We start from the raw sequence: 22154 nt of genomic DNA on the forward strand, positions 1-22154 counted from the left end.
CTCAGTCCTGACCGGCGGATCCGTCCTGACCGGCGGATCCGTCCTGCCGGCCGGCCCGGTCCCGGGCGGCCGCCAGGCGCAGCCGGAAGCCCTCCAGCATGGCGGTGAGGGCCGCGTCGAAGGCCGCGTCCGCCGCGGCGGTGGCGTCCGCCGGCCGTGCCTGCACGGCGGCGGCGAACACCGGGGCGAGGTCCGCGCGCTCCCCGGGGTCGAAGATGTCGGCGGGCGCCGTCGCGTCGTACGCGGCGCCGAAGACGAGCGACTCGATCGAGACGATCACGTCCACGATGCTGGCGCGCTCCCAGCCCGCGTCCGCGAGCCCGGAGGCCACGGTCTCGTACATCTGCAGGGTGTGCGGGGAGTCGGCGACCGGCTGGACGGCCATGATCGGGATCATGGCCGTGTGCTGGGCGTAGCAGTCCCGGTAGGACCGCGCCCAGCTCTCGAGGGCCCGGTCCCACGGGACGGTGCCGAAGGCGGAGCAGTCGATGCCCTGGTTGATCGCGTCCTGGACCCGGATCAGCACCTCGCGCTTCGACGGCGTGTGGTTGTACAGGGCCGAGGTGGAGACCTTCAGCTCCCGCGCGAGCTCGGTCATCGTCAGGTGCCGGTAGCCCCGGGTGGCCACGATCTTGATCGCGGCCTTCGTGATCCGCTCCTCGGAGAGCACCGGATGGCGCGGGCGACCGCGACGCCGAGGGGCGGGGCCGGCGGGAGCCATGAGCAGATCCTCCTGCGGTCGGGGCATGTGGCGCTTCCTCCTGAGTCTAGGTGCAACGACTTGGTGACGGCTCTTGACGAGCACGGGCCGGAACCCATTTAATGAACCTAATTCATTTTAGTGTGAAGGAGAGCACAGTGACCGATCAACGCACCCTGGGCAGCGAGACCGCGATCGAGCGCGACGTCGTCGTCGTGGGGGCCGGCCCCGCCGGGCTCATGGCCGCCCGCACGCTCGTGGCCGCCGGGCGGACCGTGGCGGTCCTCGAGGCCCGTGACCGCGTGGGTGGGCGCACCTGGTCGAAGACCGTGGACGGCGCGTTCCTGGAGATCGGCGGGCAGTGGATCTCCCCCGACCAGACCGAGCTGCTGGCGCTGGTCGACGAGCTCGGCCTGGAGACCTACCAGCGCTACCGCGAGGGCGAGTCCGTCTACCTGGCGCCGGACGGGACCCGCCACACCTACACCGGCTCGATGTTCCCGGCGGGGGAGTCCACGATCGCCGAGATGGAGAAGCTCATCGCGCTCCTGGACGGGCTCGTGGCCGAGATCGGCGCCACCGAGCCGTGGGCGCACCCGGCGGCCCGGGAGCTGGACACCATCTCCTTCCACCACTGGCTGCGGCAGCACTCCGACGACGAGGCCGCCTGCAGCAACATCGGGATCTTCGTGGCCGGCGGGATGCTCACCAAGCCCGCGCACGCGTTCTCCGTGCTGCAGGCCGTGCTCATGGCCGCCTCCGCCGGGTCCTTCTCGAACCTCGTGGACGAGGACTTCATCCTCGACCGGCGCGTGGTCGGCGGCATGCAGTCCGTCTCGGAGACCATGGCGGCAGAGCTGGGCGAGGACGTCGTCTTCCTTGACACCCCGGTGCGCACGATCCGCTGGGCCGGCGCGGACGGGACCTACGCCGAGCACGTCCCGGGCACCCCGGTGACCGTGTGGTCCGACCGGCTCACAGTGCGGGCGAAGGACGTGGTCGTGGCCGTCCCGCCCAACCTCTACTCCCGGATCTCCTTCGAGCCGCCCCTGCCGCGGCTGCAGCACCAGATGCACCAGCACCAGTCGCTGGGCCTCGTGATCAAGGTGCACGCCGTCTACGAGACGCCCTTCTGGCGGGACAAGGGCCTCTCCGGCACCGGCTTCGGCGCCCACGAGCTCTCCCAGGAGGTCTACGACAACACCAACCACGGGGACCCGCGCGGCACCCTGGTCGGCTTCGTCTCGGACGAGCGGGCCGACGAGCTCTTCGGCCTGCCCGCCGAGGAGCGCCGCCGACTGATCCTCGAGTCCCTCTCCCACTACCTGGGGGAGGAGGCCCTGCACCCGGTGGTCTACTACGAGTCCGACTTCGGCTCCGAGGAGTGGACCCGCGGCGCCTACGCCGCCAGCTACGACCTCGGCGGCCTGCACCGCTACGGCGCCCACCAGCGCACCCCGGTGGGCCCGATCCGCTGGGCCTGCTCCGACCTCGCGGCCGAGGGCTACCAGCACGTCGACGGCGCCCTGCGGCAGGGCCGGCTCGCCGCGGCCGAGGTCCTCGGCGCCGGCTCGCTGACGGGCGCGGAGCGATGACCACCGCCGGGGTGCCGCGCTACGTGGTCGGCTACAGCGGCGACCGGCGCAGCCGGGACGCCGTGCGGCTGGGCGTCGCGCTCGCGCGCGACGTGGGCGCCGAGCTCGAGATCGTCCTCGTGCTGCGCGCGGACGACCCGTACCAGCAGGTCTACCCGCCGGTGGGGGACATCTCGCCCGTGCTCCGCCGGCAGGCCCACCAGTGGCTGCGCGAGGCCGCCGCCCTGGTGCCCGAGGGGATCACGGCCCGCACCCACGTGCGGGAGGCGCGGTCCGTGCCCACCGGCCTGGTCGAGGCCGCCACCGAGCTGGGGGCCGCGATGATCGTGGTCGGCGCCGGGACGGGCGGCGGCCGCTTCACCCTGGGCTCGGTGGTGAACGCGCTGCTGCACAGCTCGCCGGTCCCCGTGGCGCTCGCCCCGCGCCGGTATCCCGGGGACGAGCCGCTGACCCGGGTCTACGCCGCCGTGGGCACCCGCCCCGGGGCGCACCAGGTCATCCGGGAGGCCGCCGAGGCGGTCGAGCGCTCCGGCCTGGAGCTGGAGCTCCTCTCGTTCCTCGAGGGCGAGGCCGCGGACCCGGGCGCCACCGAGCAGGCCCGCCGGCGCGTCGAGGAGCACCTGGAGGCCGCAGCGGCCGAGGCCCGCCGGACCGGGCCCGTGACCGTGCGGGTCGCCTCCGGGCGGACCCTCAAGAAGGCCGCGCAGGACGTCGACTGGGCTCCCGGCGGCCTCCTGCTCATCGGCTCGTCCCGCCTCGCCCAGGGGCGGCAGACCTTCCTGGGCACCACCGCAGCACGGCTGCTCAAGCACGTCCCGGTCCCGATGGTCGTGGTCCCACGACCGGCCCGCACGGAGGAGAACTGATCATGAGCGCTTCCGACATCGAGGCGCCGGCACGCTCCGGCACCGACAAGGGCCTGAGCAAGGGCGCCGTGGGGCTGCTCGGCTCCGTGGTCATCGGCGTCTCCTGCATCGCCCCGGCCTACACCCTCTCCGCCGCCCTGGGCCCCACCGCCGCGGAGGTCGGCACCTCCCTGCCGGCGATCTTCCTGGTGGGCTTCATCCCCATGCTGCTCGTGGCCTTCGGCTACCAGCAGCTCAACCGGGCCATGCCGGACTCGGGCACCACCTTCACCTGGGGCTCCAAGGCCTTCGGGCCGTGGCTGGGCTGGATGGGCGGCTGGGGGCTGCTGGCCGCCACCATCCTGGTGCTCTCCAACCTCGCCGGCGTGGCCGTGGACTTCCTCTACCTCGCCCTCGCCCAGATCACCGGCAACGACGCCATCGCCGAGCTGACGCGCAACGTGCCCGTCAACGTGGCCACGTGCCTCGTGTTCGTGGCCCTGGCCGCCTGGATCTCGTACCGCGGGATGGAGACCACCAAGGCGTTCCAGTACGTGCTCGTGGCGTTCCAGGCGGTCGTGCTCCTGTGGTTCTCGATCGCGGCCTTCGGCCACGTGGCCGCCGGCACCGCCTACGAGGGGCTGACCGTGCGCGCCGAGTGGTTCAACCCGTTCGGCGTCGAGTCCTTCTCCGCGTTCGCGGCGGGCGTGTCCCTGTCCGTGTTCATCTACTGGGGCTGGGACGTGGTGCTCACCATCAACGAGGAGACCAAGGGCTCGGCGACCACCCCGGGCCGGGCCGCCCTGACCACCATCTTCGTGATCGTGGCCCTCTACATGACCATCGCCCTCGCGGTGCTCACGTTCTCCGGGGTCTCCGACCAGGGGCTGGGGATGGGCAACGAGGAGATCCAGGAGAACATCTTCGCGGCCCTCGCGGGGCCCGTGATGGGCCCCTTCGCGATCCTGATGTCCCTCGCGGTGCTGTCCTCCTCGGCGGCCTCCCTGCAGTCCACGTTCGTCTCCCCGGCCCGCACGATGCTGGCCATGGGCTACTACGGCGCGCTGCCGGGGAAGTTCGCCCGGGTCACCCCGCGGTTCCAGACCCCGGGCTACGCGACGGTCGCGGCGGCCGTGATCTCCGCCGGCTTCTACGCCGTGATGCGCGTGGTCTCCGAGAACGTCCTCTGGGACACCATCACCACCCTCGGCATGATGGTCTGCTTCTACTACGGGGTCACCGCCCTGGCCTGCGTCTGGTACTTCCGCCGCGAGGCGTTCCGGGGGCCGAAGAACGCGTTCACCAAGTTCCTCGCACCGCTGCTCGGGGGGATCCTGCTGCTCGTGTTCTTCGGGCAGACGGCCTACGACTCGATGGACCCGGACTACGGCTCCGGGTCGCAGATCGGCGGCGTGGGCCTCGTGTTCCTCCTGGGGGTGGGCATCCTGCTGCTAGGCGTCGCGATGATGCTCGTCCAGTACCGGCGCAACCCGGCCTTCTTCCGGGAGCGCTTCGAGACCACCGAGCTGCCGGTCCTGGACTAGCCGTACCGACTCACCAGATGTTGACGCGCTCCTCCGGGGGCAGCCACAGGCCGTCGCCGGGGCGGGTGCCGAAGGTGTCGTGGAACGCGAACATGTTCTGCACCACCCGGTTGCAGCGGAACTCGTCCGGGGCGTGCGGGTCGGTGGCCAGCCGGTTGACCAGCTCCTGCTCCCGGGCGGTCGAGCGCCACAGCGCCGCGTAGGCGTAGAAGAAGCGCTCCGCGCCGGTCAGGCCGTCGAGCACCGGCGCGCTGTCCTGGTCCAGGCCCCGCTCGGCCAGGGACATCCGGTAGGCCACCAGGGCGATCCCCAGCCCGCCCAGGTCCCCGATGTTCTCGCCCACCGTGAAGGCCCCGCTGACGCGGTGCCGGGCCGGGTCCAGCCCGCGCGGCGTGCAGCCGTCGTACTGGGCGACGAGCGCGGCGGTGCGCCGGGCGAACTCCGCCCGGTCCTCGTCCGTCCACCAGTTCTCCAGGTGGCCCCGGGCGTCGTACTTGGCGCCCTGGTCGTCGAAGCCGTGGCCGATCTCGTGGCCGATCACGGAGCCGATCGCGCCGTAGCACACGGCGTCGTCGGCCTCGATGTCGAAGAACGGCGGCTGCAGGATCCCGGCGGGGAAGACCACCTCGTTGAGCACGGGGTGGAAGTAGGCGTTGACCCAGTGGGGGTAGAGGAACCACTCGCCGCGGTGCACGGGGGTGCCCATCTTCCCGACGGTGCGGTCGTGCTCCAGCGCCAGCCCCGCCCGGACGTTGCCGAGCAGGTCCTCGGGGTCCGGCTCCAGGGAGGAGTAGTCCCGCCAGGTCTCCGGGTAGCCGACCTTGACGGTGAACGTGGACAGCTTCTCCAGGGCGCGGGCCCGGGTGGCCCCCGACATCCACTCGAGCCGCGAGATCCGCTCCCGGTACGCGGCCAGCAGGTGCGCCACGAGCTGCTCCACCCGGGCCTTGTGCGCCGGCGGGAACCAGCGGGCCACGTACTCGCGCGCCACGTCGTCGCCGAGGATCCGGGTGACCAGGAACTCGGCCCGCTTCCAGCGCTCGCGGGGGCGGGTGATCCCGGACAGGGCGGTGCTGTAGAAGCGGAAGTTCTCCTCGACGAACGGCCGGGGCAGGAACGGGGCGCGCTTGGACACGATCCGCCACGACTGCCAGATCCGGATCTGCTCCTCGGACCACTCCTGCCACAGCCCGCCCAGCTGCGCCACGAAGGAGGGCTGGCGCACGATGACCCGGTCGAAGATCCCCGCGCCGCGCTCCGGGGCGGTGCCCTCGAGCCACGCCGTCCACGGGAAGCCGGGCGCCATGGCCTCCAGGCCGGCCACGTCCACGGGGTTGTACATCTCCTCGACGTCCCGTGCGGAGACGGTGTCCCAGTGGGCGGCGGCGAGCTGCGTCTCCATGGCGAGCACGGTCGCCGCGGCGTCCCGGGCGGGCACGCCCCAGCGGGCCGGCAGGCCCGCGAGCTCGAGCATCGCCGCGACGTGGGCGGTGAACGCCGTGCGCAGCCGCTCGTGCTGCGGGTCCGTGTAGTAGCTGTCCGTGGGCAGGGACAGCCCGTCCTGACGCAGGAAGAAGGAGTAGCGGGAGGAGTCCCGGGAGTCGTTCTCCACGAAGAAGGACAGCGGCCCGTCCACGCCGGTGCGGTGCAGGGCGGCCGAGGCGCGGGCGAGTCCCTCCCGGCCCCGGGCGGCGTCGAGCACCGCGAGGTCCGGGGCCAGGGCGGCCAGGCCGCGGCGCTCGATCTCCGCCTCGTCGAGGAAGGACCGGTACAGCGCCCCCACCCGCGACCCGGCGGGCGCCTCCTGCACGATCTCGTGCACCCGCTGCGTGTTGCGGTCGGTGAGGATCGCGGAGGCGCCGTCGAACGCGCGGTCGTCCGGCAGCTCGTGCGCCTCGATCCAGCCGCCGTTGACGTGGCGGTACAGGTCGTCCTGCGGTCGGACGCCGGGATGGACGTGCTGCAGCTCGAGGCCGGAGTCGGTGGTCACGGGAGCTTCCCCTGTCGTCGTGGCGGGGCGGAGGGCGCGGGGGCGTCCGCCCGGCTCCAGCCTGCGGACGACGGCGCCGCGGCCCGCTTCGCGCGGGCCACGGCGTCCGTGCTGCTCGTCACCCCCGTGCACCGGGGGCGACGACGGGTCAGCTCGCGGCCGGCTCCGGGCTCGCGGACCCTGCCGCCTCGTCGGCGCCCAGCCACTCGGCCTCGAGCTCCTCGAGGGAGCCGTCCTCCTGCATGGCCGCCAGCGTCTCGTTGACCCGCTCCAGCAGGGCCGTGTTGCCGGTCTTGACGGCCAGGCCCAGCTGCTCCCCGGTCTCGATCTCCTCGACCAGCTGCAGCTCGGGGTTGTCCTCGATCGCGGGGCCGGTCACGGAGATGTTGCCGAGCGCGGCCTCGACGTCGTCGGTGTTGAGCCCCTGGATCATCAGCGAGGAGGTCTCGTACTGGACCACGTCCGCCCCGTTGTCCTGGGCGTAGGCCTCCCCGGTGGTGGCCTGCTGCACGCCGATGCGCTTGCCCGCGATGTCCGCCACGGAACGGATGTCCGAGCCGGGCGCGACCAGGAGGGCGAGGTTGTCGTCGAGGTACGGCTCGGAGAAGTCCATCACCGACTCGCGCTCCTCGGTGATCGTCATGCCGGACGCGGCGAGGTCGCACTGGTCGGTGTCCAGCGCGGAGCCCGTCTCGATGGCCTCGAAGGGCGTGGTGATGACGTTCGACTCCACGCCGAGGTCCTGTGCGATCCGGTCGACCAGGTCGATGTCGAAGCCCACGGTCTCGCCGTTCTCGACGTACTCGAACGGGGCGTAGGGGATGTCCGAGCAGACCGTGAGGGTGCCGGAGCTGATCAGGCTCAGCTCGCCCTCGCCGGCGGCCTCCTCGCCCCCTCCGGTGCTCGTGCACGCGCTCAGGGCCAGCGCGGAGACGGCCAGCACGGACAGGGTCGCTGCCCTGTGGAACCTGCTCTTCATGGATCTGTCCTTCCCTCGGGAGGTGGCGGGCCGCCGCCGGCTGCACGGCGTCGTGCCCCGTGCGCGGCCCGCCGGTGAATGTGCCTCAGTGTAGGTGTTCGCGCGTTGCCGGGATGTTGCACACCACTGGTCGGTAGTCAATTCATTGTCCCCACTCCGGGCGACACCTCCGGGGCGGCGCGCCCGGGCGGCCGCGGCGGAGCCGTCCGGCGTCGGCCGTGCTCGGCGGATTCGGCACAATGGCCCCATGACCCGCACCGAGGACCAGCGCCGCAGCGACCGGGGCGCGCGATGACCGCGCCGCAGGCCCCCGCGAGCGTGCGCGTGGACGTGTGGCTGTGGGCGGTGCGCGTGTTCAAGACCCGCTCCGCCGCCACGGCCGCGTGCCGCGCCGGCCACGTGAAGATCGACGGCACCTCGGTCAAGGCCGCCCAGCCGGTGCGGCCCGGCCAGCGGGTGACCGTGCGCCGTCCCGGTCACGAACAGGTCCTGGAGGTGGTGCAGCTGCTGACCAAGCGCGTCGGGGCGCCCGTCGCCGCGAAGGCCTACGTCGACCACAGCCCGCCCCCGCCCCCGGCGCTGCACGCCGCGGTCCCGCGGCGGGACCGGGGCACCGGGCGGCCCACCAAGAAGGACCGCCGGGAGATGGACCGCCTCCGGGGGCTGTGACGGCGTCCGCGCGGCGTTCCGTGCGCGCTCCCAGGAAGGCGCAGAATAATCCGCACTGCACGTGTGCCGTGGGTCACCCCGCCGTCCGGCGGTCCGACCCGCGGCCGGAACCCGAGGAGTTCGACCCATGGCACTGCTGGACACATCGGTGTGGACCGGAAAGATCTACGTCAACGGATGGCGCGACGGCCGCGGCGGCACCGAGGACGTCACGAACCCGTCGACGGACGAGACGCTGGGGCAGATCGGCTTCGCCTCCCCCGAGGACGTGTACGAGGCGGCCGAGAAGGCCGCAGCGGCCCAGAAGGAGTGGGCGGCGCTGAAGCCCTCCGAGCGCGCCGCGGTGCTGCGTCGCGCCGGCCTGCTGTTCGAGGAGCACGCCGAGGAGGTCATGGACTGGGTGGTCCGGGAGACCGGGGCGATCCAGCCCAAGGCCGGGCTGGAGGCCTCGGTTGCGGCCGCGGAGTGCTACGAGTCCTCGGCGCTGCCGAGCCACCCGCACGGGGAGTACCTGCCCTCCGACGCCCCGCACTGGTCGCTGTCCCGCCGGGTGCCGGTCGGGGTGGTCTCCGTGATCTCGCCGTTCAACTTCCCGCTGATCCTCTCGATCCGCTCCGTGGCCCCCGCCCTGGCCCTGGGCAACGCGGTGCTGCTCAAGCCGGACCCCCGCACCTCGGTCACCGGCGGCGCGCTCATCATGCGCGTCTTCGAGGAGGCCGGGCTGCCGCCCGGCGTCCTGCAGCTGCTGCCCGGCGGCGGTGACGTCGGGGCCGCCACGGTCGAGGCCCCGCACGTGAACGTCGTGTCCTTCACCGGGTCCACGGCCGCCGGCCGGCACGTGGGCGCCGCGGCGGCGCAGCACCTCAAGCGCGCCCACCTCGAGCTGGGCGGCAACAACGTGGTCATCGTCCTGCCCGGCGCGGACGTGGACCTGGCCGCGGGGGTCGGGGCGATGGGCTCCTTCTTCCACCAGGGACAGATCTGCATGACCACCGGGCGCCACCTGGTGCACGAGGACCTGCACGACGAGTACGTGGACAAGCTCGCGGCGAAGGCGGAGGCCCTGGTGGTCGGGGACCCCTCCGGCGGACCCGTGCACCTCGGCCCGATCATCGACGAGCGCCAGCTCAAGGCCATCGACGCGATCGTGCAGGAGACCGCCATCGCCGGCGCCCGGGTGGTGGCCGGGGGGTCCCACGAGGGCCTGTTCTACCGGCCCACGGTGCTCTCCGAGCTGACCCACGAGATGACGGCCTGGAAGGACGAGATCTTCGGGCCGGTGGCGCCCGTGATGAAGGTGTCCAGCGCGGAGGAGGCGGTGGAGTTCGCCAACGCCTCCGAGTACGGGCTCTCGGTGTCCATCGTCGGGGACGTCGGCGAGGCCATGAAGATCGCCGACAGGATCCGCTCCGGCAAGATCCACATCAACGAGATGACGGTCGCCGACGAGGCCAACGCCCCCTTCGGCGGCATGGGCGCCTCCGGCACCGGCTCCCGGTTCGGCGGGCCGACCGCCAACATCGACGCGTTCACCGAGACGCAGTGGATCACGATCAGCCCGGACGTCCCGCACTACCCCTTCTGAGCACCGCCGCTCCCGGGCCGCGTCCCGTCCGGGGGTGCGCCGCGGGGGGCGGGAGGTCGTCGGTAGCCTGGACCGGTGACGACGACCTCCCGCCCCCGCGGCCTCAACCGGCAGATCCTGGCCCTGGCCGTCCCCGCCTTCGGGGCGCTCGTGGCCGAGCCGCTGTTCCTGCTGGCGGACTCCGCGATCGTCGGCCACCTCGGCACCCCCCAGCTCGCCGGCGTGGGCGTGGCCGCGGCCGTCCTGCAGACGGTCGTGGGGCTCATGGTCTTCCTCGCCTACAGCACCACCCCTGCGGTGGCCCGGCACCTCGGGGCGGGCCGGCTCCAGGAGGCCGTGGCGGTGGGCCGGGACGGGCTGTGGGTGGCCGCGGGGTTCGGCCTGCTCCTGTCCGCGGCGGGCTGGGCGCTGGGCCGGCCGCTGCTGGCGCTGATGGGCGCGCGCGGCGAGGTCCTGGAGCACGCCGTCGTCTACCTGCACTGGTCCCTGCCCGGACTGACCGCCATGCTCCTGGTGCTCGCGGCCACCGGTGTGCTCCGCGGCCTCCAGGACACCAGGACCCCGTTGCTCATCGCCGGGGTCGGGGCCGCGGCCAACGCGGGGTTCAACCTCCTGCTCGTGCACGGGGCGGGCCTGGGGGTGGCCGGCGCGGCGATCGGCACGAGCGCCGTGCAGTGGGCCATGGCGCTGGCGTACCTGCGGATCCTCCGCCGGCTCGCCCGCGAGCACGGCGTGGGGCCCGCGACCACGTGGCCCCGGCTGCGCTCGCACCTCACGGTGGGCTCCTGGCTCATGCTGCGCACCGTCTCCCTGCGGGTCGCGATCCTCGCGACCGTCCTGGTGGTCACGGGACAGGGCGCCCAGAACCTCGCCGCGCACCAGCTCGTGATGACGTTCTTCAACTTCCTGGCCTACGCCCTCGACGCCCTCGCCATCGCGGCGCAGGCGCTGCTGGGCCGGGACATGGGGGCGCGGGACGTGACCGACCCCGTGCAGCGGCGGGCGGTCCGGGCTCTCATGAACCGGCTGGTCCTGTGGGGGCTCGGCTTCGGCGTGGTCACGGGCCTCCTGGTGGCCCTGGTCGGCACCCGGCTGGGGTTCCTGCTCAGCCCCGATCCCGCGGTGCAGGCCCTGTTCGCGGCGGCCCTGCTGGTGGTGGCGGTCGGCCAGCCGCTGGCCGCGTACGTCTTCGTCCTGGACGGGGTGCTCATCGGGGCCGGGGACGCCCGCTACCTCGCGGTGGCCGGAGTGCTCAACCTGGCGGTCTACGCCCCGCTGCTGCTGCTCGTGGCGCACTCCGCCGGGACGGGGACCGGAGGGTTCGTGTGGCTGTGGACCGCCTACGCCGGCGGCTACCTGGGGGCCCGGGCCCTGACCCTGGGGCTGCGGGCCCGCGGCGACTCCTGGCTGCTCCGGAACGCACGGTAACAACCCGGAGCACACCCGGTGTTGTGGGGCGGATCACCTACGATGCAGACATGAACAGTGATCCTCGCGCAGAGAACCAGCCCACCGCCGACTCCGGGCACAACGTCGTGCTCGTCGGCATCGACGGATCCGACCAGGCCCGCCACGCGCTCGAGCGCGCCCTCGAGGAGGCCCGCGCCCAGGACCTGACCGTGCGCCTGCTCGGCGCCTATCCGGTCATCGGGGTCGGGGACCCCGGCCTCGAGATGCGGTTCACCGAGGCCGTGATGAAGGAGAACGCCGGCCACCTGGCCGAGGCCCGGCAGACCGTGGAGCAGGCGGGGCTGCCCGTCGAGGTCGTGGAGGCGGGCGGGGACGCCGCCAAGGCCGTCGTGGAGCAGTCGGGCGAGGCCGCGCTCGTGGTCATGGGCAAGCGCGGCCGCGGCGGCGCGCTGCGCGGCCGGCTGGGCTCGGTGTCCGCGGCGGTCGCCGCGCACGCGAAGTGCCCGGTGATCATCGTCCCCGAGGCCGCCGAGAGCCGGAGCCCCGAACGGCACCCCGAGCGGCGCGGCGGCAGCGCGGGCGACTTCGCGCTCGAGGCCGACGGGCCGGTCAAGGCCGACCAGATCGACTTCACCGGCCGGGTGGTCGTGGGCCTGGACGCCCTCGGCTCCCGCAGCCCGGCGCTGGGCAAGGCCGTGGCCTACGCCCAGGAGCACGGCAAGGCCCTGGCGCTGGTCTCCGTGAACGGGGCCCTGTCCGGCACGCCCTCCTGGTTCCAGGACGAGTTCAACCAGGCCCGGTACTTCCACGAGGCGGACCAGAAGCTCACCCAGATCTCCGACGAGATCGCCGCGCAGCACCCCGAGCTGACGGTCGAGCACCACATCTTCGTGGGCCGGCCCGCCCGCATCCTGATGAACGCCACGCACTCCGCGGACATGGTCGTGGTGGGCTCCCGCGGCATCGGCGGCTTCCGGGGGCTGCTGCTCGGCTCGGTCTCCCAGGCGGTGCTGGAGAACGCCACCGGCCCGGTCATGGTGGTGCCCGCGCACCGCCCCTGAGCACCCCACCCCCACGGCGAGACCAGGAGGCGGCACCCCATGCCGGAACAGATCGTCGTCGGCTACGACGGCTCCGAGAACAGCGAACGGGCCCTGGACTGGGCGATCCAGGAGGCCGGCACCCTCGCCGGCGAGCTCAGGGTGGTGGTCTCCATGGGCCGGCCCGTCGCCGTGGACCCCAGTCTCTACGGGCCGTTCCTGGAGGCGATCGAGGAGGAGGCGGACAAGGTCGCCGCCGCCGCCGTCACCCGGGCCCGGGACGCCGGCGTCACCGCGGTCGCGGTCGTCGAGCGCGGTGACGCGGCCGGGGTGCTGGTGCACGAGTCGGAGGACGCCGCGTCCCTGGTGCTCGGCCGCCGGGGCCGGCGCGGGGTGCGGGGCCGCCTCGGATCGGTCACGGCCGCGGCGGCGGCGCACGCGAAGTGCCCCGTGATCGTCCTCCCGGACCGCTGGGACCCGCGGGCACGGGACGCCCGCGGGGCGACCGGCCCCTTCGCGGGCCGCGTGGTGGTCGGCGTGGACCGGCTCGGCCGGGACAACCCGGCCGTCCTGGCGGCCGGGCGGTACGCCGCACGGCACGGCGCGGGCCTGGCGCTGGTCACCGTGGTGCCGGAGGCCATGAGCATGCCGACGGGCTCCGCGGACCTGGACCGGGCCGTGCGCGAGCAGCTCACCGAGCCCGCACAGTCCCTCGTGGACCAGGTGGCGGAGTCGGTCCGGGAGGACCACCCGGAGCTGGACGTCGAGACGTTCGTCTTCTCCGGCCAGCCGGCGGACCAGCTCGTGGAGGCCGGGCGGTCGGCGGAGCTCGTGGTGGTCGGCAGCCGCGGCTACGGCGGGTTCCGCGGGCTGCTCATGGGCTCCGTCTCCCAGGCCGTGCTGCAGGAGGGCGAGGGCCCCGTGATGGTGGTCCCGGCCCGCCGGAAGAGCTGACCCGTCCGCCCGCAGGAGGAGCCCCCGCCCGTCCAGGACCGGGGGCTCCTCCTACGGGCGGATCCGCCGAGCGGTGCCGGCGGGCCATCCTGGGGACGAGCCCGCGGAGCGCCCGCGGACGGACGGGAGCACACCGTGGACCGCAGAGCACTCGCCGCGACCGCCCTGGCCCTCGCCGCGCTCACCGGGTGCTCGGGCGGGGCGGAGGACCCGGTGGAGGTCCCCGCCCGGCCGGCCGGGTCCAACGTCCTGGACTCCGCCGGCGTCCTGACGGACGCGCAGGAGCAGCAGCTCGACGCCCTGATCGAGGACCGCGGGGCCGGCACGGACGCGGCACGCGTCGCCGTGCTCACGGTGGAGGAGGCGACCGGGTCGATCGAGGACTACGCCCGCGAGGTCGCCACCGCCTGGGAGGTGGGCGACGCCGGGGCGGACAACGGCGTGCTCGTGGTCGCCGCCACCGGGGACCGGGAGCTGCGGATCGAGACCGCGGACGGGGTGCGCGAGCGGTTCTCGGACGACGAGGCGGAACGCGTGGTGGAGGACGTGCTGGCGCCGGCCTTCGCGGACGAGCGCTACGCGCAGGGCCTCGGCGAGGCCGTCGAGCAGATCCACGTCTACGCGCAGGGCGGGGAGCCGCCGGGGGAGCCCTTCGACTGGGCCCTGCTCGGCTGGGTCGCGGGCGGCTTCGGCCTGGTCGGCGTGCTGGTGGCGTGGTGGATCGCCGCGGACCTCCGCCGCCGGCGCCGGATCGCCGACGAGGAGCTGCGGGCGGCCCGGCAGCGCGACCCGGAGCTGCGGCTCACCGAGGAGCAGCACGCGGCGTACCGGACGTACCGCTACCACCACCGCAAGCCGGACGCCGTCACGAACCCGGCCGTGTGGCTCCCGCTCTACCTGGCCAACCCGGGGCTGTACTCCGGCGGCTCGGGCGGCGGCACGAGCGGTGACGGGCAGGGCGGCTCCTCGTTCGGCGGGGGCGGCGGATTCACCGGCGGCGGGGCGTCCGGCAGCTACTGAGCCGCCCCGCACGGGGCGGGGCGGCTCAGGCGGGGAGTCCGCGCCGGGCGGCCACGAGGGAGAGCAGGTGCCGGTGCACCGTGGTCTCCCCGGTCAGCTCGGGGTGGAACGAGATGCCGACGACGGCGCCGCTCGCCACCGCGACCACCTCGCCCCGGTGCCGGGCGAGGACCTCGACGCCCTCGCCGACGCGGGTCACCGCGGGGGCGCGGATGAAGGCCGCGCGCACCACGTCCCCGCCGCGGCCCCACGCGAGCACGACCTCCTCGGAGGCCGTCTGGGGTCCGAACGCGTTGCGGGCCACGGTGACGTCCAGGACCTCGAGGGTCTGCTGGCCGGGGGCGGGGTCCTCGATGCCGGACGCGAGCAGGATGAGGCCGGCGCACGTGCCCAGCGTGGGCAGGCCGCCGAGCACGGCGTCCCGCAGCGGCTCCCGCAGCCCGAACAGGCGCAGCAGCCGGTCCACGGTGGAGGACTCCCCGCCGGGCAGGACGATCGCGTCCAGCCCGGCGAGCTGCTCGGCCGTCTTCACGAGCACGGGCTCGGCGCCCAGCTCCCGCAGCATCGCGGCGTGCTCGGCGACCCCGCCCTGGAGGGCGAGGACGCCCACGCGGGGCGCGGAACTCACCAGCCGCGCTCCGCGAGCCGGTGCGGGGCCGGGAGGTCGCCCACGTTGATGCCGACCATCGCCTCGCCGAGCCCGCGGGAGGCCTCGGCGATCTTCTCGGGGTCGTCGAAGTAGGCGGTGGCCTTCACGATGGCCTGCGCCCGGGCCGCGGGGTTGCCGGACTTGAAGATCCCGGAGCCCACGAACACGCCGTCGGCACCGAGCTGCATCATCATGGCGGCGTCCGCGGGGGTGGCCACGCCGCCGGCGGTGAACAGCACGACCGGCAGCTTCCCGGTGCGGGCGACCTCGAGGACGATGTCGTAGGAGGCCGCGAGCTCCTTCGCCTTCACGTAGAGGGCGTCGGGGGAGATCCGGTAGAGGGCCTGCAGCTCGGCGATCTGCCCGCGGATGGTGCGGATGTGCTTGGTGGCCTCGGAGACGTCGCCGGTGCCGGCCTCGCCCTTGGAGCGGATCATCGCGGCGCCCTCGGCGAGCCGGCGCAGGGCCTCGCCCAGGTTGGTGGCCCCGCACACGAACGGGACGGTGAAGCGCTGCTTGTCGATGTGGTTGACGTAGTCGGCGGGGGAGAGGACCTCGGACTCGTCGATGTAGTCGACCTTCAGGTGCTCGAGCACCTGCGCCTCCACGAAGTGGCCGATGCGCACCTTCGCCATGACGGGGATGGAGACGGCGGCCTGGATGCCCTCGATCAGGTCCGGGTCGGACATGCGGGCCACGCCGCCCTGCGCGCGGATGTCGGCCGGCACGCGCTCGAGGGCCATCACGGCCACGGCGCCGGCGTCCTCGGCGATGCGGGCCTGCTCGGCGGTGACGACGTCCATGATGACGCCGCCCTTGAGCATGTCGGCGAGGCCGCGCTTGACGAGCGGGGAGCCGGTCAGCGGGGTCGCGTCCGAGGCGGTGGGGCGGGTGGTGCCGCCGGCGGAGTTCTGGGCATGGGCAGTCTGCAGATCGGTCATGGAGTCCATCCTGCGGCCGGAAGTGGTCCACCGACAGGTCCACCATCGATAGAATCTGTTGGACCACAGGAGTTCCGAGGGAGAGGAGCGGACCGTGCGGCACCCCCACGACGTCGAGCTGCCCGTGCGCGTGGACCGGGCCGATCCCGCGCCGCTGCCCGCCCAGCTCGTCCAGCAGCTGCGGGAGCTGGTGGTCTCCGGGACCCTGCGCCCGGGGGACGCGCTGCCCTCCACCCGCGGGCTCGCCGCCCGGCTGGGGATCTCGCGCGGCTCCGTGGTCACCGCCTACGACCAGCTCCACGGCGAGGGCTATCTGCACGCGACCAACGGCGCCACCGTGGTCCACCCCGACCTGGCCCGCTCCCGCACGGAGCCCCCGGCGGCCCGGCCCGGCCCCCGCCCGGCCGCGGCGCCGCGGCGCCGGACCCGGGAGCGGCCCATGATCGACCTCACGCCCGGCCGGCCCGACACCGGACGGCTGGCCACCCCGCAGTGGCGCGCCGCGTGGCGGGACGCCGCGGCCGCCGCCGGCACGGGGGCGCCCCCGCCCCAGGGCTCGGAGCCGCTGCGCGAGCAGATCGCCGAGCACCTGCGGCTGATGCGCGGCGTGGTCCGGGACCCCGAGGACCTCTTCGTCACGGCGGGCGCGCGGGACGGGCTCCAGCTGCTGCTCGCGGTGCTCGGCGGCCACGCGGGCCGCGGGCTGCGCGTCGCCGTCGAGGACCCCGGCTACCCCTCGCTGCGCCGGGTGCCGGAGCGGCTCGGCCACGAGGTGCTGCCGGTGCCGATCGACGACCAGGGCCTCGACCCCGCCCGGCTGCCGTCCGGGGCGTGGGCCGGCCCGGGGGAGTGGGAGATCGAGCGGCCCCCGGACGCCGTGATCGTCACCCCCAGCCACCAGTACCCCCTCGGGGCGTCGATGCCCGCCGCCCGCCGGCTCGAGCTGCTCGGCTGGGCGCGCGCCCACGACGCGCTGATCGTGGAGGACGACTACGACTCCGAGCTGCGCTACGTGGGCGAGCCGCTGCCCGCGCTGTCCTCCCTCGACCACGCCCCGGGCGCCGTCCCGGAGCCCCCCGCCCCCGGCCGGCTGCTCGGCGCCGGCGGCCACGTGGCCACGCTGGGCTCGTTCACCAAGGTCCTCGCGCCCGGGCTGGGGGTCGGCTACCTGCTGGCCCCGCCCGCCCTCCGGGAGGACCTGCTGCGGCTGCGCACGGACCTCGGCAACCCGGCCTCCGCGGTCGCCCAGGACGCCATGGCCCGCTTCCTGGCCGACGGCGGCCTGCGCCGGCACACCGCCCGGATGCGGCGGGAGTACCGGCGCCGGCGGGACCTGCTCACCGCGGCCCTCGCCGGGGTCCACGGGGTGCGGGCCGTGCCCATGGACGGGGGGCTGCACGTCGTCCTCGAGTTCACCGGGGAGGTGCCCCTGGCGGAGCAGGACGTCGTGGATCGGGCCGCGGCCGCGGGCGTGCGGGTGGCGGCGTTGGGCTCGTACTGGGCGCACGGCGCGGGGGGCGGCCGCCGCGGCGTCGTCGTCGGCTTCGGCGCCACCGGTGCCGCCCCGGAGGGGGACGCCCTGCCGGACGCCCTCGCGGTCCTGGCCCGGGTGCTCTCGGCGCCCGGCCCCGCACGCGGTCGCTAGACTGGCCGGTGCCCCGGGGGTCTCCCCGCCGGGGTCCTCCCGCGAGCACGCTCCCGAAAGGCGCACCGTGAACCCCGACCCGAGCACCGGCATCCACCGCGACCTGTTCGCGCCCACGCTGCTGCGCGCGCTCGTGGCGCTGGTGTTCGGCGCCGTGACCGTGTTCTGGCAGGAGCCGACGCTGCCCGTGGTGGCCTGGGGCGTGGGGCTGTACCTCGTGCTCACGGGCGCGGCGAGCGTGCTCCTGCAGCTGCGCCTCAACGGCAACGACCACGTGGACATGGGCCCCACCCGGCAGATCCCGCAGTCCTACGGCGTGCTGTACCTCCTGGGCGGGGTCTTCACGATCCTGGGCGCCGACACCCCCGCGTGGCTCGTGGTCTACGCGGCGTCCATCATGGGCCTGGCCGGGCTCACGGAGCTGGCGCTCGGGCTGAAGTTCCGCACGACCTTCCCGCTGGGCCGCGACTGGACCATCGCCGGGCTGGTCACGGTCCTCGCCGCCACCGGTCTCGTGCTCGTGGTGGACCTCGGCCCCAAGGCGCTCTTCGGGGTGGTGGGGGCCGCCGCGGTGGTCATCGGCGTCACCCACCTGCTGGCCGCCCTCACGCTCCGGCACGAGGACCGCCGGGGACGGGCCCCCGCCGGGACCGCGTAGACTGGGCTACCGCACGGCAGGCCCCGGCCCCGCCGGGGACATCAGCTCACGAGGAGGACCAGTGGCACAGCGCAAGGGCTCGAGAGGCGGCTTCCGGGCCGACGTCAAGGGCCCCCTGATCCTGTCCGCCGTGCTCGCGGCGATCGCGTTCGTCGCCGTGGGCATCTTCGCCAGCGGCGGCACGGACAACGCCCTGCGCCTGGACCTCGCCTTCATCGCCGCCGGCATCGCGTTCATCGTGACGCTCGTGATCAGCGCCACGCTGATGATCGTCGAGAAGCCCAACGACCCCCACCTCGGCGCGGGCACGGGCGTCAACCGCTCCTCGGCCAAGCTCTACGCCGAGGCCCGGGCCCGGCGGCAGGCCGCCGCGCGGCCCCCCGGCGAGGCCGAGTTCGGCCAGCGCGTCCGGCCCGACACCGAGGGCGAGGACCTCCTCGGCCGCCGCCCCGCCGACGGCTCCGCCCCGGCGGACGGCCCGGACGACGACGGCCCCGCCCCGCGCGCCTGAGCATCCCGCCCGCCTGAGGCCCCCGAACGAGCCGGACCCCGCTCGCCCGGGGGTCCCGCTCGTTCCGGGGCCCTGCGCGCTCCGCGCCCGCTCCCGGGAGGGGCCCGCTCCGGCGGACAGCCCTGTCGCGTCCGGCCGGGCGCTGGGTAGATTGGGACGGCACCTGAGCAGCAGGGCCCGAACCCGCGCCCTGCTCGAGACCGGACGACGGGAACCAGCATGAGCCAGCAGCCGGAACCGCCCACCGAGGGCGACGAGGAGTTCGAGCGCAAGGTCCAGCAGCGGATGGCCGACCAGCAGGAGGACGGCGCCGACGAGGACCCCACGGACGTGGCCCAGGAGGACCACAAGTCCGAGGTGCCCGAGCTCGAGGAGAACGAGGAGAGCCCGGTCGACCCGGGCTCCGTCTGACCCCGGACCAGCGCCTGACACAACGCACGACGCCCCGGGAAGGGCCGATGGTCCTTCCCGGGGCGTCGTCGCGTCCGGCGGGCTCAGCGGCCGAAGCTCCGCAGCCGCAGCGAGTTCAGCACCACGAACACGGAGCTGAAGGCCATGGCGGCACCCGCGATCACGGGGTTGAGCAGCCCCGCGGCGGCCACGGGGATGGCCACCGTGTTGTAGGCGAAGGCCCAGAACAGGTTCGACTTGATGATCGACAGGGTCCGGCGGGACAGGGCGATGGCCGTGGGCACCGACCCGACGTCGCTGCGCACCACCGTGATGTCCGCGGCCTCGATCGCCGCGTCCGTGCCGGCGCCCATCGCGATCCCGAGGTCGGCCTGCGCCAGGGCCGCGGCGTCGTTGACCCCGTCGCCCACCATGGCGACCACGCGGCCGTCGTCCTGGAGATCGCGGACCACCGCGACCTTGCCCTCCGGGCTGACGTCGGCCACGACGTCCTCGGCGGCGATGCCCGCCTCCGCGGCGACGGCCCGGGCCACGGGCTCGTTGTCGCCGGTCAGCAGCATGGGCCGCAGGCCCAGCTCCTTGAGCCGGGCGACCGCCTCGCGGGCGTCGTCCTTGACGGTGTCGCGCAGGTCGACGAAGCCGACGAGGGCCCCGTCGACGGCCACGAGGATCGTGGTGAACCCGCCCTCCTGGGCGCGGCGCAGCGCGTCGAGCTGGGCGCCGTCCAGGCGCACGCCGTTCTCGGACAGCCACGTGGTGCGCCCGACCACCACCGAGCGGGAGTGCATCCCGTCCGCCACGTGCGCGCGGACGCCGCCGCCGGGGGCCGAGACGAACCCGGAGACCGGGAACCGGTGCGGGGTGGCCGCGGCGACCGCCCGCGCGATGGGGTGCTCGGAGTGCTGCTCCACGGTGGCCGCGAGGTCCAGCACCTGGTCCCGGGAGTACCCGGACACGGGCGTCACGGCCGCCACGGAGAGCTGCCCGCTCGTGACGGTGCCCGTCTTGTCCAGCACCACGGTGTCCACGGTGCGGGTGTCCTCGAGCACCTCGGCGCCCTTGATCAGGATGCCCAGCTGCGCGCCGCGCCCCGTGCCGGTGAGCAGGGCCGTGGGGGTGGCCAGGCCGAGGGCGCAGGGGCAGGCGATCACGAGCACGGAGACCGCGGCCACGAAGGACGCGTTCACGTCCCCGGTCAGCAGGAGCCAGCCGGCCAGCGTGGCGAGGGCGATCACCAGGACGACCGGGACGAAGACCCCGGAGATCCGGTCGGCCAGCCGTGCCACGGGGGCCTTGCTCGCCTGCGCCCGGGACACCATCCGGCCCATCTGGGCCAGGGTGGTGTCGGCGCCCACGCGGGTCGCCTCGACCAGCAGCCGGCCGTTGGTGTTGATCGTGGCGCCGGTGACGGTGTCGCCGACCTCCACCTCCACCGGGAGGGACTCGCCGGTGAGCAGGGACGTGTCCACGGCCGAGCGGCCGTCCACGACCACGCCGTCGGCGGCGATCTTCTCGCCGGGGCGCACGACGACCAGGTCCCCCGGGCGCAGCTGCTCCGCGGGCACGCTCGTCTCCACGCCGTCCCGCAGGACCACCGCGTCCTTTGCGCCGAGCTCCAGCAGCGCGCGCAGCGCCTCGCCGGAGCGGGCCTTCGCCCGGGCCTCCAGGTAGCGGCCCAGCAGCAGGAATGCGGTGACCAGGGCGCCGGTCTCGAAGTAGAGCTGGTGCCCGCTCATGTCCATCGCGTGGCCGAGCATCGCGCCGGCCGTCATGCCGGGCTCGCGCAGCAGGTTCCACAGCGAGAACAGGTACGCGGCGGACACGCCCAGGGACACGAGGGTGTCCATGGTGGAGGTCAGGTGCCGGGCGTTGACCGCCGCCGAGCGGTGGAACGGCCACGCGGCCCACGTCACGACCGGCAGGCTCAGGGCCGCGACCACCCAGCCCCAGTGCGGGAACTGGAAGCCGGGCAGCATCGAGATCACGAACACCGGGAGGGAGAGCGCGGCCGCCACGAGGAGGCGCCGGCGCAGGGACTCGGGCGAGCGCAGCGAGGACGCCTCGCGCCCGGCGACCCGGGCCATGGCGTCGGAGCCGTCCGGGCCGCCGGCGTCGTCGCCCCCGGGCGCGTTCTTGAGGACGGCCCCGTACCCGGCCTTCTCGACCGTCTCGACGACCTGCTGGTCGCTCACGCCCGCGGGGACGTGGACGGTGGCGGTCTCGAGGGCGAGGTTGACGGAGGCGTCGACGCCGTCGAGCCGGCCCAGCTTCTTCTCGACCCGGCTGACGCACGAGGAGCACGTCATGCCCGTGATCTCGAGCTCGAGGGTGCGCAGATGCCCGGCGACCTCGGTGGGGACGGGCGTGCGGGTCTCAGGCAACGGTGTACCCCGCTTCCTCGACGGCCTCCTCGATCTCGGCCGCCGACAGCTCGCGGGTGGACGTCACGACCACGGGGGAGACCCCGCCGGCCACGAGGTCGACGTCGACGGACTCGACGCCCTCCAGCTCGGTGAGCTCCTCGGTGACGGACCTGACGCAGTGGCCGCAGGTCATTCCGGAAACGTTGACGGTGGTCTGCACGATGGGCTCCTCGGGGTTTCGGTGGGGTGGTTCAGCGGGGTGGGTCAGCTCTTGAGCAGGCGCGCGATGGCCGCGGACGCCTCCTGGAGCTTGTCGTCGACACTCGTGACGTCCCCGGACTCCTGGGCGGCCTCGACGGCGCCCACGACGCAGTGGCTCAGGTGCTCGTCCAGCAGGCCCAGGCTCACGGCCTTGAGGGCTGACTGGATCGCGGAGATCTGGGTGAGGACGTCGATGCAGTACTTGTCCTCCTCGACCATCCGGTGGATGCCCCGGACCTGGCCCTCGATGCGCCGCAGGCGCTTGAGGTACGCGTCCTTGTCCTGGGTGTACCCGTGCGGCGGGGTCTGGGTCATGGGTCCTCCTCGGTCGTCCTGCAGCCACTGTATACCCCTTGGGGGTATAGCTCAAGCGGCCGGTCCGCC

21 protein-coding genes are annotated in these 22154 nt (G+C 74.1%); 13 read left to right on the forward strand and 8 right to left on the reverse strand.

The window, feature by feature from the left end:
- Position 1: 1 nt before the first annotated feature.
- The gene (locus RF640_RS06450; RefSeq protein WP_232035244.1) at positions 2–748 is read right to left on the reverse strand and encodes a TetR/AcrR family transcriptional regulator; all 747 of its coding nucleotides are present in this window, start codon (positions 746–748) and stop codon (positions 2–4) included.
- A gap of 110 nt (positions 749–858) precedes the next feature.
- Between RF640_RS06450 and RF640_RS06455 the strand changes: the two genes are divergently transcribed.
- From RF640_RS06455 to RF640_RS06465, 3 genes are read left to right on the forward strand one after another with little or no spacing between them, the layout of a single operon-like run.
- Positions 859–2295 carry an NAD(P)/FAD-dependent oxidoreductase gene (locus RF640_RS06455; RefSeq protein WP_172604394.1) on the forward strand — a complete coding sequence of 479 codons (1437 nt, stop codon included), beginning with the start codon at positions 859–861 and terminating at the stop codon, positions 2293–2295.
- Positions 2292–3161 carry a universal stress protein gene (locus tag RF640_RS06460; protein ID WP_109244272.1) on the forward strand — a complete coding sequence of 290 codons (870 nt, stop codon included), beginning with the start codon at positions 2292–2294 and terminating at the stop codon, positions 3159–3161. The genes RF640_RS06455 and RF640_RS06460 overlap by 4 nt, the downstream gene beginning before the upstream one ends.
- 2 nt (positions 3162–3163) lie before the next feature.
- The gene (locus RF640_RS06465) at positions 3164–4684 is read left to right on the forward strand and encodes an APC family permease (RefSeq protein ID WP_035925380.1); all 1521 of its coding nucleotides are present in this window, start codon (positions 3164–3166) and stop codon (positions 4682–4684) included.
- Positions 4685–4694: 10 nt separating this feature from the next.
- Here the strand turns inward: RF640_RS06465 and RF640_RS06470 are convergent, their stop codons facing one another.
- Positions 4695–6674, reverse strand: a complete 1980-nt coding sequence (locus tag RF640_RS06470; RefSeq protein ID WP_368827164.1) for a M13 family metallopeptidase — start codon at positions 6672–6674, stop codon at positions 4695–4697.
- A gap of 148 nt (positions 6675–6822) precedes the next feature.
- Positions 6823–7653, reverse strand: a complete 831-nt coding sequence (locus RF640_RS06475) for an ABC transporter substrate-binding protein (RefSeq protein WP_368827166.1) — start codon at positions 7651–7653, stop codon at positions 6823–6825.
- A 291-nt stretch (positions 7654–7944) separates the two neighbouring features.
- Between RF640_RS06475 and RF640_RS06480 the strand changes: the two genes are divergently transcribed.
- From RF640_RS06480 to RF640_RS06505, 6 genes are all read left to right on the forward strand, one after another.
- Positions 7945–8322, forward strand: a complete 378-nt coding sequence (locus tag RF640_RS06480) for an RNA-binding S4 domain-containing protein (RefSeq protein ID WP_109269219.1) — start codon at positions 7945–7947, stop codon at positions 8320–8322.
- A 127-nt stretch (positions 8323–8449) separates the two neighbouring features.
- Positions 8450–9907 (forward strand): benzaldehyde dehydrogenase, encoded by a 1458-nt coding sequence (locus RF640_RS06485; protein WP_017832943.1) that lies wholly within the window; start codon positions 8450–8452, stop codon positions 9905–9907.
- A 75-nt stretch (positions 9908–9982) separates the two neighbouring features.
- Positions 9983–11335: an MATE family efflux transporter gene (locus RF640_RS06490; protein WP_368827169.1), complete on the forward strand. Its 1353-nt coding sequence runs from the start codon at positions 9983–9985 to the stop codon at positions 11333–11335.
- A gap of 50 nt (positions 11336–11385) precedes the next feature.
- Positions 11386–12378 carry a universal stress protein gene (locus RF640_RS06495; RefSeq protein ID WP_031282733.1) on the forward strand — a complete coding sequence of 331 codons (993 nt, stop codon included), beginning with the start codon at positions 11386–11388 and terminating at the stop codon, positions 12376–12378.
- A 39-nt stretch (positions 12379–12417) separates the two neighbouring features.
- Positions 12418–13311 (forward strand): universal stress protein, encoded by an 894-nt coding sequence (locus tag RF640_RS06500; RefSeq protein WP_109243035.1) that lies wholly within the window; start codon positions 12418–12420, stop codon positions 13309–13311.
- 135 nt (positions 13312–13446) lie between these two features.
- The gene (locus RF640_RS06505; protein WP_368827172.1) at positions 13447–14331 is read left to right on the forward strand and encodes a YgcG family protein; all 885 of its coding nucleotides are present in this window, start codon (positions 13447–13449) and stop codon (positions 14329–14331) included.
- Between the two features lie 25 nt (positions 14332–14356).
- On the opposite strand, the gene pdxT is transcribed toward RF640_RS06505, so the two are convergent.
- Both pdxT and pdxS read right to left on the reverse strand, forming a co-directional pair.
- The gene (pdxT, locus tag RF640_RS06510; RefSeq protein ID WP_211309910.1) at positions 14357–14962 is read right to left on the reverse strand and encodes a pyridoxal 5'-phosphate synthase glutaminase subunit PdxT; all 606 of its coding nucleotides are present in this window, start codon (positions 14960–14962) and stop codon (positions 14357–14359) included.
- Positions 14956–15921 carry a pyridoxal 5'-phosphate synthase lyase subunit PdxS gene (pdxS, locus tag RF640_RS06515; RefSeq protein ID WP_368827174.1) on the reverse strand — a complete coding sequence of 322 codons (966 nt, stop codon included), beginning with the start codon at positions 15919–15921 and terminating at the stop codon, positions 14956–14958. The genes pdxT and pdxS overlap by 7 nt, the downstream gene beginning before the upstream one ends.
- Before the next feature lie 94 nt (positions 15922–16015).
- Here pdxS and RF640_RS06520 point away from each other — a divergent pair, with 94 nt between their 5' ends.
- From RF640_RS06520 to RF640_RS06535, 4 genes are all read left to right on the forward strand, one after another.
- Positions 16016–17566, forward strand: a complete 1551-nt coding sequence (locus tag RF640_RS06520; RefSeq protein WP_368827176.1) for a PLP-dependent aminotransferase family protein — start codon at positions 16016–16018, stop codon at positions 17564–17566.
- A gap of 67 nt (positions 17567–17633) precedes the next feature.
- Entirely contained in the window at positions 17634–18224 is a 591-nt protein-coding gene (locus RF640_RS06525; protein ID WP_017832951.1) for a DUF308 domain-containing protein, read from the forward strand.
- Between the two features lie 61 nt (positions 18225–18285).
- On the forward strand, positions 18286–18735 hold the full coding sequence (locus RF640_RS06530; RefSeq protein ID WP_017832952.1) for a hypothetical protein: 450 nt from the start codon (positions 18286–18288) through the stop codon (positions 18733–18735).
- A 219-nt stretch (positions 18736–18954) separates the two neighbouring features.
- The gene (locus tag RF640_RS06535) at positions 18955–19146 is read left to right on the forward strand and encodes a hypothetical protein (RefSeq protein ID WP_017832953.1); all 192 of its coding nucleotides are present in this window, start codon (positions 18955–18957) and stop codon (positions 19144–19146) included.
- Between the two features lie 83 nt (positions 19147–19229).
- Here RF640_RS06535 and RF640_RS06540 read toward each other — a convergent pair whose 3' ends face one another.
- The 3 genes from RF640_RS06540 to RF640_RS06550 form a co-directional block, all read right to left on the reverse strand.
- Complete coding sequence (locus RF640_RS06540; protein ID WP_242630446.1) at positions 19230–21452, reverse strand: cation-translocating P-type ATPase; 2223 nt, start codon at positions 21450–21452, stop codon at positions 19230–19232.
- 67 nt (positions 21453–21519) lie between these two features.
- The gene (locus RF640_RS06545) at positions 21520–21729 is read right to left on the reverse strand and encodes a heavy-metal-associated domain-containing protein (RefSeq protein ID WP_017832955.1); all 210 of its coding nucleotides are present in this window, start codon (positions 21727–21729) and stop codon (positions 21520–21522) included.
- A 44-nt stretch (positions 21730–21773) separates the two neighbouring features.
- Entirely contained in the window at positions 21774–22085 is a 312-nt protein-coding gene (locus RF640_RS06550; protein ID WP_017832956.1) for a metal-sensitive transcriptional regulator, read from the reverse strand.
- Positions 22086–22154: the final 69 nt, after the last annotated feature.

The organism is Kocuria sp. CPCC 205231, from assembly GCF_040980965.1.
Taxonomy (GTDB): domain Bacteria; phylum Actinomycetota; class Actinomycetes; order Actinomycetales; family Micrococcaceae; genus Kocuria; species Kocuria rosea.

Coding starts and splice junctions, on each gene's coding strand:
- RF640_RS06450 (WP_232035244.1), bottom strand. CDS start 748: ATGCCCCGACCGCAGGAGGATCTGCTCATGGCTCCCGCCGGCCCCGCC.
- RF640_RS06460 (WP_109244272.1), top strand. CDS start 2,292: ATGACCACCGCCGGGGTGCCGCGCTACGTGGTCGGCTACAGCGGCGAC.
- RF640_RS06465 (WP_035925380.1), top strand. CDS start 3,164: ATGAGCGCTTCCGACATCGAGGCGCCGGCACGCTCCGGCACCGACAAG.
- RF640_RS06475 (WP_368827166.1), bottom strand. CDS start 7,653: ATGAAGAGCAGGTTCCACAGGGCAGCGACCCTGTCCGTGCTGGCCGTC.
- RF640_RS06480 (WP_109269219.1), top strand. CDS start 7,945: ATGACCGCGCCGCAGGCCCCCGCGAGCGTGCGCGTGGACGTGTGGCTG.
- RF640_RS06485 (WP_017832943.1), top strand. CDS start 8,450: ATGGCACTGCTGGACACATCGGTGTGGACCGGAAAGATCTACGTCAAC.
- RF640_RS06495 (WP_031282733.1), top strand. CDS start 11,386: ATGAACAGTGATCCTCGCGCAGAGAACCAGCCCACCGCCGACTCCGGG.
- RF640_RS06500 (WP_109243035.1), top strand. CDS start 12,418: ATGCCGGAACAGATCGTCGTCGGCTACGACGGCTCCGAGAACAGCGAA.
- pdxS (WP_368827174.1), bottom strand. CDS start 15,921: ATGACCGATCTGCAGACTGCCCATGCCCAGAACTCCGCCGGCGGCACC.
- RF640_RS06535 (WP_017832953.1), top strand. CDS start 18,955: ATGAGCCAGCAGCCGGAACCGCCCACCGAGGGCGACGAGGAGTTCGAG.
- RF640_RS06540 (WP_242630446.1), bottom strand. CDS start 21,452: ATGACGTGCTCCTCGTGCGTCAGCCGGGTCGAGAAGAAGCTGGGCCGG.
- RF640_RS06550 (WP_017832956.1), bottom strand. CDS start 22,085: ATGACCCAGACCCCGCCGCACGGGTACACCCAGGACAAGGACGCGTAC.